Annotated in this window: 11 protein-coding genes; 8 read left to right on the top strand and 3 right to left on the bottom strand. The window is 48.7% G+C overall.

The genetic code is table 11. The annotated features are described in order from the left end of the window. Positions 1-208, top strand: a 208-nt coding sequence (locus tag A8O25_RS23595) for a hypothetical protein (protein WP_206598729.1), incomplete at its 5' end; no start/stop codon positions are given. Between the two features lie 317 nt (positions 209-525). On the opposite strand, the gene A8O25_RS21115 is transcribed toward A8O25_RS23595, so the two are convergent. Both A8O25_RS21115 and A8O25_RS21110 read right to left on the bottom strand, forming a co-directional pair. Then, the gene (locus A8O25_RS21115) at positions 526-1,347 is read right to left on the bottom strand and encodes a 3'-5' exonuclease (RefSeq protein ID WP_066839450.1); all 822 of its coding nucleotides are present in this window, start codon (positions 1,345-1,347) and stop codon (positions 526-528) included. 203 nt (positions 1,348-1,550) lie between these two features. Then, on the bottom strand, positions 1,551-2,996 hold the full coding sequence (locus A8O25_RS21110) for a UDP-N-acetylmuramate--L-alanine ligase (protein ID WP_420911801.1): 1,446 nt from the start codon (positions 2,994-2,996) through the stop codon (positions 1,551-1,553). A gap of 346 nt (positions 2,997-3,342) precedes the next feature. On the opposite strand from A8O25_RS21110, the gene A8O25_RS21105 reads away from it, so the two are divergent. Together A8O25_RS21105 and dnaB are read left to right on the top strand one after the other, a co-directional pair. Next, complete coding sequence (locus tag A8O25_RS21105; protein WP_066839449.1) at positions 3,343-3,696, top strand: hypothetical protein; 354 nt, start codon at positions 3,343-3,345, stop codon at positions 3,694-3,696. A gap of 163 nt (positions 3,697-3,859) precedes the next feature. Continuing rightward, positions 3,860-5,434 (top strand): replicative DNA helicase, encoded by a 1,575-nt coding sequence (gene dnaB, locus A8O25_RS21100; RefSeq protein ID WP_066839452.1) that lies wholly within the window; start codon positions 3,860-3,862, stop codon positions 5,432-5,434. A gap of 105 nt (positions 5,435-5,539) precedes the next feature. On the opposite strand, the gene A8O25_RS21095 is transcribed toward dnaB, so the two are convergent. Continuing rightward, positions 5,540-5,917 (bottom strand): hypothetical protein, encoded by a 378-nt coding sequence (locus A8O25_RS21095; RefSeq protein WP_066839448.1) that lies wholly within the window; start codon positions 5,915-5,917, stop codon positions 5,540-5,542. A 90-nt stretch (positions 5,918-6,007) separates the two neighbouring features. Between A8O25_RS21095 and A8O25_RS21090 the strand changes: the two genes are divergently transcribed. The 5 genes from A8O25_RS21090 (at position 6,008) to A8O25_RS21065 (ending at position 10,517) form a co-directional block, all read left to right on the top strand. Continuing rightward, complete coding sequence (locus A8O25_RS21090) at positions 6,008-7,480, top strand: tyrosine-type recombinase/integrase (protein WP_241499115.1); 1,473 nt, start codon at positions 6,008-6,010, stop codon at positions 7,478-7,480. Between the two features lie 154 nt (positions 7,481-7,634). After that, a complete protein-coding gene (locus A8O25_RS21085) occupies positions 7,635-8,021 on the top strand; it encodes a hypothetical protein (RefSeq protein ID WP_066839444.1) in 387 nt (128 codons plus the stop codon). Positions 8,022-8,631: 610 nt separating this feature from the next. Further along, positions 8,632-9,210, top strand: a complete 579-nt coding sequence (locus A8O25_RS21075) for a Riean_0653 family protein (protein ID WP_066839442.1) — start codon at positions 8,632-8,634, stop codon at positions 9,208-9,210. Positions 9,211-9,326: 116 nt separating this feature from the next. After that, positions 9,327-9,857, top strand: a complete 531-nt coding sequence (locus tag A8O25_RS21070; RefSeq protein WP_066839439.1) for a hypothetical protein — start codon at positions 9,327-9,329, stop codon at positions 9,855-9,857. Positions 9,858-9,956: 99 nt separating this feature from the next. Continuing rightward, positions 9,957-10,517, top strand: coding sequence for a Riean_0653 family protein (locus A8O25_RS21065; RefSeq protein ID WP_153042866.1), 561 nt, complete (start codon positions 9,957-9,959; stop codon positions 10,515-10,517). The last annotated feature ends 682 nt before the right edge of the window (positions 10,518-11,199 follow it).

Below are 11,199 nucleotides of genomic sequence, written 5' to 3'. Positions count from 1 at the left end.
GCGAAGGAGGCGCTGCCTTTTTGCTGTTTGGCCAAAACAGCCCGAAAACGGAAAGCGGTATTCCCTCTCCCGGGGGGAGAGGGCTAGGGTGAGGGCAGCGGTGGCTATGGCAGTTGGCACAGACGCTCGCAGATTCTTGGAGACACTGCGAAGTCTTTTGAGAATGGCTGATTGCAGAAATAAAAAATATGCTGGCGCGAGTTTATAACTCGTGACAAGATGTGCGGCGAGCCTCCAGACTCGCCGGTAACCACGAGCAGAATACAGCATTGAATGTGCTATGCGTCATTTCGCGGCGTTGCCGTGAGGGGAGTCTAGAGACTCCCCGGCACAAGTAAGCACGAGCCTGGAGGCTCGCACTAGCGGTAGAATGTTTTGTAAGCATGTAGCCTAAAAACAGAAAAGGCCAGAGCTACTAACCCTGGTCTTTCTGTTTTTGGCCTGTTTTCAGGAAAATAGCCCGAAAACGCAAATCAAAAGTCTTGCTACCTGATACGTGCTACCTGATACGTGCTACGCAATGAGCTACTGTTTCATAGAAGTCTGCTGCAGGGCGCCACGCAGTTTGATGCGAGTTAATACTTTTTTGGTGTAGAGCGGGAAATCACCTTTCATCATCCAGTCATAGTAGCTGGGTTCCTTCTGGAGCACGGCTACCACTGACACGTTCTTGTGCTTTCCGAAGTTGAAAACCTCAACCCCGTCTGCGTTGTAGACAATGCGGCCACTGAGATCTGCAGTTTTCTGGAAGGTGAACTGGTGCAGGGCCTGTATGTCATTCTTCACCGGGAAAACGGTCTGGTCCTCTGCACCGGGCAGGGGTGCGTTTTCATAGAAGGCCACCTGGCTTTTCAGGATCTCATAGGTGGCAATGGTGTCAGCCTCAGCAGAGTGGGCGTTCTCCAGGGTTTTGTCACAGTAGAACTTGTAGGCCGCTGAGAGGGTGCGCTGCTCCATCTGGTGGAAGATGCGGCAGACGTCTACAATAGAGCGGTTCTCAATGTCCCAGTCAATGTTGGCGCGCAAAAACTCTTCCGCCAAGAGCGGAATATCAAATTTAATCAGGTTGAACCCGCCCAGGTCACAGCCCCGCAGAAAATCATCCAGTGACCGGGCCAGTTGGGCAAACGTGGGGCAGTCGGCCACGTCATCGTCATAGATCTTGTGGATCATGCTGGACTCAATAGGGATGGGAATGGTGGGGTTGATGCGCCGGGTCTTGAGAATCTCCTCGCCGTTGGGCATCACCTTGAGCATACTGATTTCCACTATCCGGTCTTTGCAGATGTCCACGCCGGTGGTTTCCAGGTCAAAGAAGACGATGGGTTTGCGTAAATGTAATTTCATAGGCAATGCTTTTTGACCTGACGGTTTTCCGTTACAATTTGTGATATTTCAGTCCCCCTTTGAAGGGGATAGGCAGATGGTTCCTCATGCAGAGTTATCTATTCATGAGAATCAACTGCTTCATTCATTTGATCATTGAAAAATTGTTCTTCAACTGCCTTTATCATCCCCCTACCCCCTTTAAAGGGGACAAAAATAGTTGATTAGGCGCTGGTGATCTGGTTGGCCAGTGCCTGCAGATCCAGCCCGCCAAAGGTGCCGGAGGTCATCATGAGCAGGTTCTTGTCTTTCCAGTCCTGGCGCAGCAAATACTCCTGTAACGCCTGGTTGTCTGTGTACACCTGAATCTGGTCATCACCAAAGGCGGCTTTCAAATCAGCTGGATCCAGCGGCGGCATGCGCTTGTGCTCCAGGGTCTTGGGGTTAAAGTACACTATTTTTACATCAGGGGCCAAGAACGTACCCTGGTACTGCGGCAGAAAATCTTTGTTGAGGCTGCTGAATGTGTGCAGCTCCAGACAGGCAATGAGCTGGCGGTCTGGGTACTGCTTCTTGAATGCCTCTGAGGTGGCTTTCAACTTGGAGGGCGCGTGCGCGAAGTCTTTGTACACCAGCGTGTGCCCGTTCTCACCAATCTTCTCCAGACGGCGGGCGGCACCCTTAAAGCTGGCCAGCGCCTCATAAAACGCCTGGCCTTTGATGCCTATGCGCTTGCAGACCTCTTTGGCCGCGCTGATGTTGCGCAGGTTGTGCTCGCCAAACACCTGTATCTCCACGTCGTCTTTCTTGGTCTTGAGCACGGTCTTGCCGTTCTTCTTGATCTTGTGCTCGTGAATGGTGTAGCCAATGTAGTGCACGTCTGGGTTGTTGGGCACGCACACCTCCAGCACCTGCTCGTCATCCTGGTTATAGATGAGCGTGCCGGCTTTGGGGGTAATGTCTACAAAGATCTTGAACTGCTCACGGTAGTTCTCCTCAGTAGGGAACACGTTGATGTGGTCCCAGCTGATGCCGCTGATCACGCCAATGTGGTGATGGTATAGATGGATCTTGGGAACCCGCTGAATAGGGGAGGAGAGGTATTCATCGCCCTCAATAACAATAATAGGCGCGTCTTCAGTGAGCTTCACCATGAGGTCAAACCCCTCCAGCTGGGCACCCACGGCGTAGTCAAACAGGCGGTGGTGGTACTGGAGCACGTGCAGAATAATAGACGTGATGGATGTTTTGCCGTGGCTGCCCGCAATCACTATGCGCTGTTTGTTCTTGCTCTGCTCATAGATGAACTCGGGGAACGAGAAGATGGGAATGTTGTGCTCCTGGGCGTACAGCAGCTCCGGGTTGTCGGCGCGGGCGTGCATGCCCACAATCACGGCGTCTGGGCGGGCGTGGAGTTTTTCGGGGAACCAGCCCTCGGCTTCGGGCAGAAGCCCGTCGGCAGCCAATCGGCCTTTGGCCGGTTCAAAAATCTCATCGTCAGAGCCGGTCACTTTCAGGCCTTTCCGGTGCAATGCCAGGGCCAGGTTATGCATAATGCTGCCCCCAATGGCAATCATGTGAATGTGTTGATACGCCGCTGTACTCATGTAGTGCAATTCAAAGAGAGCAAATGTAATGATTTTACCATACGCACCGTCTCTTTGCCGCAAACGGATTTGTGGATATGTGCCTAGAAATTTGTGGATTACTTTCTTTCCGCCGCCGGCGGATGCCGGAATATTACTCCCGTTTTCGCCTGTTTTCCGGAAAACAGGCCAGAAACGCCTTTTAGAAATGTAGCGTTGTGGCATGACAACGCGTGGTGCTATGCAGCAAAATAGGTCTTTCTTCTCCAGGAACCGTTCCTGCATCCATGAATCTTGTAATGGCATTCGGTCTGATCCATAGTGAGGTGGTGTTGTTTCATAGAGACGCGCCGTGTCAGTGCCACAACGCTACATGAAATTAATCCCGCTGGTTTTGCTATCTTGCCCTAACAACACGTAACCTTCTGCTATGAGAAAATATACATTCCTGAGTTTTATCCTGACCTTATTCTTAGCAAGCTGCGGCGGCGGTTTCTCCAATCAAGACAAAGCCCGCAACCTGGTGCAGGAATGGAATGCCAGGAACCTGGACGAAGCTGGTTATGCCTCCATCAGCTTTGACGGCCTCACCCGCACCCAGTATAAGAAAACCCCCGCCTACCGCATCACGCATAAGTTTAATTACGGAAACCGCGGCCGGGAGCGGGAATACTACTATTTCCTGGATACCACCTTTACCCAAGTTCTGGGAAGAAAGCGAACTGACTGGGATAAAGAGAATCAAATAGAATTTGAGCAGGAGGGCAGAAACAAGACTCAATAAAAAGTAATCCCGTTTTAGGCCTCTTTTCCTAAAAACAGGCCTAAAACGCATAGCGGCCAAACCAGCCTTCACAGGCTGACCTTCCTGTAAATTGTGGAAAGGTAGCCTTCTTTTGTGGATTACCTGAATCTGTTCCCTGCTTACTTTTGCTTTTATGGAGGAGATGAAATTGAAAGCGACCAGAGGCAAAGCGGCTTGGAACCCCAAACCGGCTGTGCCTCAAGGGTTAGGGAAGCTTCCGCCGCAGGCGTTGGAGCTGGAGGAAGCGGTGTTGGGCGCGCTCATGTTGGAGAAAGACGCCCTCACCACGGTCATTGACCTGCTTAAACCGCAAAGTTTTTACAAAGACGCGCACCAGCGCATTTTCAAGGCCATTCTGAGCCTGTTTGATAAATCTGAGCCCATAGATATCCTCACCGTGACCCAGGAGCTGCGCGAGCAGGGCGAACTGGAGTTTGTGGGCGGGGCGTATTACGTGTCCCAGCTCACCACGCGGGTGAACTCGGCGGCCAACATTGAGTTCCACGCGCGCGTAATCACCGAGGCGGCCATCAAACGTGACCTCATTTCCATTTCCAGCGAAGTGCTGGGCCGTGCTTTTGAAGACACCACTGACGTGTTTGAACTGTTGGACAGCACGGAGGCCAAGCTGTTTGAGGTGAGCGAGAGCAACATACGCAAGAACTTTGACGACATGCAGTCGTTGATGCACAAGGCCATCAAAGAGCTGGAGGCGAAGAAAAGCCAGAAGGAAGGTTTGACGGGTGTACCCTCGGGCTTTACGGCTTTGGATAGGGTAACCTCGGGCTGGCAGCCGTCTGACTTGATTATCCTGGCGGCGCGTCCCGCGATGGGTAAGACGGCGTTCGTGGTAAGTGCCATGCGCAACGCCGCCGTAGACTTTAGCAAGGGCGTGGCTATCTTCTCGCTGGAGATGTCCTCCATCCAGCTGGTGAATCGTCTGATTTCGGCCGAGGCCGAACTGGACTCTGAGAAAATCAAGAAGGGCAACCTGGCCGAATACGAGTGGACGCAGCTGAACCACAAGATCACCCGCCTGAGCCAGGCCCCCATTTTTATTGATGACACCCCGGGTCTGAGCATTAGGGAGTTGCGCACCAAATGCCGCCGCCTCAAAGCGCAGCATGACATCCAGATGGTGATCATTGACTACCTGCAGCTTATGAGCGGCAACGCCGAAGGCAGCAAGGGCGGCGGGAACCGGGAGCAGGAGATTGCCTCCATCTCGCGGGCACTCAAGCAGCTGGCCAAAGAGTTGAACGTGCCCGTAATTGCGCTTTCGCAGTTGAGCCGGGCCGTAGAAACCCGCGGCGGCGACAAAAAACCCATGCTTTCTGACTTACGTGAATCTGGGTCTATTGAGCAGGACGCTGACATGGTTATCTTCTTGTACCGCCCGGAATATTACGGTATTACCGAAGATGAGATGGGTAACCCCACGCTGGGCGTGGGCGAGGTGATCATAGCCAAGCACCGGAACGGGGAGGTGGGCAGCGTGGCCCTGAAATTCATTGGCAAGTACACCAAGTTTGGGAACCTGGAAGACGGCTTTGGCGGTGGCCCGGGCTTTGACGGCGGCAGCGGTTTCCCGGTCTCTGACTTTGACGCCCCTGCCGGTGGCGGAGGAGCGCCCAACACCATTAGGCTGGGCAGCAAGATGAATGACGGGGGAGGCGGTTTTCCGCCCTCCAGTTTTGATGACGCGCCCCCGTTCTAGAATTGGTGCCAACTTACACCAAGAGCCGCCTCTGCCCCAGAGGCGGCTCTTCTGTTTTAGAGCTGTTTTCAGAAAAACAGGTCTAAAACAGCCGCTGGCTCCTGATTAAGGGTTCATGTACGGTTGCCAGTTTACTATGAGCATTTTCTCCTCTGGCAGGAGCAGGTAGCCGTAGTCATAGCAGAAGTAGTAGGTGTTGCCCTGCTTGGTGCGGTACAGGTGCGTGAAGTAGCCAAAGTCAAAGCCGTTCAGCTCCAGCACCTGCCGCCGGAGCGTGGTCTTGCCCTCTGGGCTGGCCAGGCGCAGGAGGTCCCGGTTTTTTTTGAGTTTGGTGTTGATGTCGCGCATGAAGCGCTGCCCTTTCTCCACCAGTTTTCGGGCATTGCCCGCCAGCGCCCGGCATTGGTCTGAGCAGTATTTCTTGTCTGCCCTCCCCACCAGGGTGGAGCCGCAGTGCCTGCATGTTCTGGAGGTGTTTCCCATGCTAACCGTAACCATATTCCTTACCCGTTTACTTACGGATATATACGTATAATTTACGGTTACGCCTGTCTGCTGCTTTACATTAGTGCCATGAGACATGCTGGTCAATTTTCTGGGGCTGAGAGGGAGGCGGCGGTGTACCTGAATGCGCTGGCGCATGAGGGGAAGCGGTTTATAAAGCTATGGTACGGAACCAACCCCGCGGTCACCAAAAGGTTAAGGCAGGCAGGCTGGGTGAAGTTCAGCAAAACGTACAAATGCTATGTGATGCACCATTCTGCGCAGGCCATAGAAATGCTGCACACGCAGCTGCAGGGGGTGGCGCGGGTAGACACCCGTTACCTGCACAAACCGGCTCGGTTGAAGCCGGCAGGGGGAGTGCCCCTGGTCGCTGGTACCCCCACCGGGCAGCCGCTGGAAAAAGCGGATCTGCTCCCGGTGGTCAAGCTGCAGGCTGTGGCACTTGGAGAGGGGGATATGGTTATTCGGCTTATCTTTAAACCTCACCCCTTGATTTACGCAAAGTTAAAAGAAAGCAAGACCGCTCGCTGGCACGCAGAGGTAAGAGCCCAGGTGATCGCCGCCAAGGTGTCTTCTATTGAATCTCTGGCCAAGGAACTGGAGGGGGTGGCATGGGTGTGGCTTGGTCAGGAGCTTCAGATCAAGGACCTGCGCCTGTTGCGCCTGCTCTGGGAGCAAGTCTACCTAAAGGGGCCCACCTATATCAGTTGCCCGTTGCCGTACCTGGAGAAGCTGTTGCTGCTCAACTACAGCAGGATCACCATGCGAACCTACCACAGCCTGCTGTTGCGGTTCCTGAACACGTATGCGACTAAAGGACTGGAGGCCATTCAGCTGTTTGACCAGGAGGAGATGAACCGGTACCACCGGCAAATGGTGCAGGCAGGTACGTATTCCTGCTCAATGGTGAACCAGAGTATCAACGCGGTGAAGTTTTATTACCAGCGGGTGCTGCTCAGAACCGAGGTGCAGCTGAACCAGGTGGAACGCCCGGAGAAACCTGAGAAGTTGCCCCTGGTGCTGAGCCGGCAGGAGGTGGCTTCTCTTCTGGCCAGCACCCCCAACCTGAAGCACCGGTGTCTGCTGCAGCTGCTCTACGCCGGTGGCCTCCGGATTGGGGAGGTGATCAACCTGCGAATCACGGATGTGCAGTCGGCCCGCAACCTGTTGCTGATCAGGGGAGGGAAGGGCAAGAAAGACCGCACCACCCTGCTCTCCCAGCGGCTCCTGGAAAACCTGCGGGCGTATTATAAGGAGTACAGACCGAAGGAATGGCTGTTTGAGGGGCAGTTTGGCGGCCAGTACACGGTGGAGAGCATCAGGAACGTATTTAGGGCCGCCGTGGAAAAAGCGGGAATCAAGACCAAAGCCACCCCGCACACGCTTCGGCACTCCTTTGCCACGCACCTGTTGGAGCAGGGCACCGATCTGCGGTATATCCAGACGCTGCTAGGCCACTCTTCCAGCAAAACCACCGAGATTTACACCCATATTACGTCCCACGCCCTGGGGCAAATCACCAGTCCGCTTGATACTTTATAAATAATGATTACATTTAATATAGAATATCTGCTGCGGTTACCTGCTTGCCTGGTCAATGTGATTTGTTCCAGCCCTATTTGCCCACCTCCGCCTATAGTGGGGATAAACGTAATAGGTACGGTTATACGGTAGTTAGGTGTAAATTAAAACATAAATGAAACATACTTTCGTTAAGCTTCCATCAGGAAATGTTGAAATCGAGCATATCCGCGAAATGGTTTCTGAACTGAAAAACTCAGAATGGAAGTTTATGAAATGGTTTTCAAGACCTGCATTAATTGACAGAAAGTCTAACACAGCGACACATCTGTATGTTGGTCAAAAATTCGACGAGGAATATTTCAAATTAGAAGAAAAAGGCTGGACACACGACCATTGCGAAATATGCTTCGTCTCAATTGGTGAAAGTCCCAACGACTACATCGAGACGGAAGGATATTTTAATGGTTACGACTGGATATGTAAATCTTGTTTTGAAGAACTTGTCTTAGCAGAAAACTTAGAGAAAAAATTAAAAAGCCTGGAGCAATATCAAGAATAAATCTACACCTAACAACGCATAAACGTCATCTCGGCCGATGGCCTTCGCCGTCGTTTATACTAGACGTTGTGCGTAATTGAAATTATTGATGAAAAGGATTCTAAAGATATTTTTGCTCATAATCCTGGCTTCTTGCAGTAAAAGAGATGACGTCCTTTTCTCAGCGACTGACGAACTGCATTCTCTCCAGCTTTATTCCAATAACAACGATTTTGAGATTCTCTACAACGGCGTGAACAAAGCAGAAGGGAAATACAGGGTTAGCAACGACACGATTCATTTAGTTTATAACTCTGGACAACACATAAGTAGTGAGAATCGTCAATCCGAAGAAGCTGATAAATTGCTAACAAAGCAGATAAAAATAGACAGGAAGACAAACCGAATTCGAGCAATCGACGATAAAACTTTCTGTGCTGACATAAACTTTGACCGACTTCAGAATTAATAAAAACATGTTTTCGGCTTGTTTTACTAAAATAAGGTCAAAAACAGAACTAGAAGAAAAAAGGAAAAAACAACTACGCACAACAACACCTAAACGCCAGCATCGGCCGACGGCCTCCGCCGCCGTTTAGCTTAACCGTTGGGTTAAATAAAAAATTATAATATGACAGAATTTATAAAAAAATCAGTTCCATTCTATTTATCCTTCTTGCTGTTGGTTTTTATTAGCTGTGATAAGGATAAAGACCCTACTAAAAACTCAAAGTTACCAGAAGCAACCCAATTAGGGAAGAACACAATTGGGTTTACCCTAGAAAATGAAGAAGTATGGGTTCCCTACAATAAGTGCGGTCTTATGCTAGACCCGTGCGGGAAATATTCAGCAAGAGTAAGTTACCCAATGGCAAGCCGTGATGGTATTGATTTTAGCTTTTCTAGGGACAATGGAAAAGGGATTTCCTCTAGCTTATTTTTCTCAACAGCCTTGGCAGGAACTATTACTAGCACAGGCAATAAAATTGATTCGCTTGGCGTGACATTCTTGGAATTCGATAATGGCAGTATGGTAGAATATGGGTTCCCACTGGTTGGCAGCCATTTCACGGTTACAAAATTTGATAAGGTTGCTCAAATAATCTCTGGTGAATTTCATCTTGTCCTTAAAAAATATAGGAGTAATGAAATTATTACCCTTAGCAACGGGCGATTTGACTTCAAATTCCAAGCATGTGAGTGTGACTAATTTTATCTGGAAATCTAAAGAATTACTTAACCCAACACTGTATAAAAATCATGCTACGGCCGACGGCCTAGCACGTTTTTTATACGAGGCCGTTGGCGGTAATTTTAAGAATCAAAATGCAGAAGCTAAGAAAATATATAGTTACTGTTTTAGCTATCCCAGTTTTAGGATTAGTCTGCCTTTTCTTGTTTCTTGAGGTAACAGACAAATTGCCGTACAAAAATTACAGGGACTTCTCCACTTCCAGCGGCTACGTCTATTGTGAAGTAAGATATAAAGACTCGACCTTTTTGGTAGTCGGGCCAAACTCTTGGGTTTACTCAGGGCTTAACCAGTTTGTATTCGACAGACAACTCAATCCTTTTTCCTATGAACTGAAAATGTTCATGTCAACTATCCTACACCGACCGATTGAGGTAAATCAGGAATATTACGCGGCATATGAAAAATCCTTCACCGATAAATCAGCGGCAGACAAGTTGATAGAAAAACAAATAATAAAAGAGATAGCTGGAAAGAACGTGCTCCCGCTAGACATCTCTGTACCGCAAGACCAATTAGTGTACTTCCTTGTGAAAAATAACATCATTAATTGCCTCAATGAATGCGAGACAGGGAGAGTGGCGCTTGAAGAAATTGAAAAATAAAAAAACTCCCGCCAACATTGTGTAAAAATTATGCGTCGGCCGACGGCCTCGCACGTTGTTTACACGAGACCGTTGGCAATAATTAAATATAAAATTGTTATGAAAAGATTTTACCTGATTCCAGTTTTGTTGTTTTTAATCCTAGTGCTTTGTAGCTGCACAGAGGAAGATTTGCCTAAACCAACACAAAGTGGGGCTAATATGATTGCCTGCAAGGTCAATGGAAAACCTTGGATATCGGAAATCAAATCCCTTTTCGTAAACGGTGAAAAATTCTCAGTAACCTCTGGATATTACGAAAAACCTAATCGTTACTTTGTGCTTTGGGCTAGGCGGGTCAACGATGATGAAAATAGCAGTATACAATTAGCCATTGAAGATTTGAAAAGCACAGGAAGGCAGACATTTGAGGTAAATTCCAACCTTTACCCAGGGAACTATCCAACTAAGAACTATGGCTACTATCAGAACCGAGACAACAGAATGGATACGAAAAATTATGTGACTAACACTAATTATAAGGGTTCAATAAACGTCACCAGGTTTGACACCATCAATTATATAGTATCAGGTACTTTTGAGTTTACAGCAGAAAATCTGGATGGGTCAGGTGAGACGGTTAAAATATCCGATGGACGATTCGATGTGAAATATCGCTAATTACCATATGTTGAAGAGTTAATTCTTTAGAAACCTGATATGTAAATAAAAATAACTATTGCCAACATTGTGCATAAGCCATGCTACGGCCGACGGCCTTGCACGCCTCATGCACGAGACCGTTGTGCGTAATTGGAAGTATTGATGAAAAGAAGTTTAACGATATTTTTACTAATACTTCTGTCTTCATGCAGTAAAAGAGAAGACATAGTTTTCTCTGCATTCGACGAACTTCATTATTTGCAACTGTACGACAAAAACAGCGATTTTGAGATTCTATACAATGGCGTAAATACAGCTAAGGGAAAATACCTAGTTAAGAACGACACGATTTATTTAAATTATGATTCTGGACAATTTCTAAACAGAGACAATCAAAAATCTGAAGAAGCTGATAAATTATTGACCAGGCAGGTGAAAATTGACAGGAGAACAGGCAGAATTCAGGCTGTCGACGATAAAAACTTCTGTGCTAATATAAATATTGACCGACTGAAGAATTTATAAATTAATCCGTTTTCGGCTTGTTTTAACAAAATCAGGTCAAAAGCAGAAAAAAAAAGAACAACTCCGCACAACAATGGTAGCTGTTGCACAACTCAGCGTTAAACAGTGCCCTGTTTCAATCCCTCTTCACTTTTCTCAAGTTGATTTCAATTCCTGCCGCCAAAAAGAGCATCAA

Source organism: Rufibacter ruber, from assembly GCF_001647275.1.
GTDB classification, from domain to species: domain Bacteria; phylum Bacteroidota; class Bacteroidia; order Cytophagales; family Hymenobacteraceae; genus Nibribacter; species Nibribacter ruber_C.
This window is presented reverse-complemented; position numbering and strand designations above follow the sequence as displayed.

Bases quoted from the DNA above. Each gene is read 5' to 3' on its own strand.
- dnaB (WP_066839452.1), top strand. From the start codon at position 3,860: ATGAAATTGAAAGCGACCAGAGGCAAAGCGGCTTGGAACCCCAAACCG.
- A8O25_RS21075 (WP_066839442.1), top strand. From the start codon at position 8,632: ATGACAGAATTTATAAAAAAATCAGTTCCATTCTATTTATCCTTCTTG.
- A8O25_RS21070 (WP_066839439.1), top strand. From the start codon at position 9,327: ATGCAGAAGCTAAGAAAATATATAGTTACTGTTTTAGCTATCCCAGTT.
- A8O25_RS21085 (WP_066839444.1), top strand. From the start codon at position 7,635: ATGAAACATACTTTCGTTAAGCTTCCATCAGGAAATGTTGAAATCGAG.
- A8O25_RS21105 (WP_066839449.1), top strand. From the start codon at position 3,343: ATGAGAAAATATACATTCCTGAGTTTTATCCTGACCTTATTCTTAGCA.
- A8O25_RS21065 (WP_153042866.1), top strand. From the start codon at position 9,957: ATGAAAAGATTTTACCTGATTCCAGTTTTGTTGTTTTTAATCCTAGTG.
- A8O25_RS21090 (WP_241499115.1), top strand. From the start codon at position 6,008: ATGAGACATGCTGGTCAATTTTCTGGGGCTGAGAGGGAGGCGGCGGTG.
- A8O25_RS21095 (WP_066839448.1), bottom strand. From the start codon at position 5,917: ATGGGAAACACCTCCAGAACATGCAGGCACTGCGGCTCCACCCTGGTG.
- A8O25_RS21115 (WP_066839450.1), bottom strand. From the start codon at position 1,347: ATGAAATTACATTTACGCAAACCCATCGTCTTCTTTGACCTGGAAACC.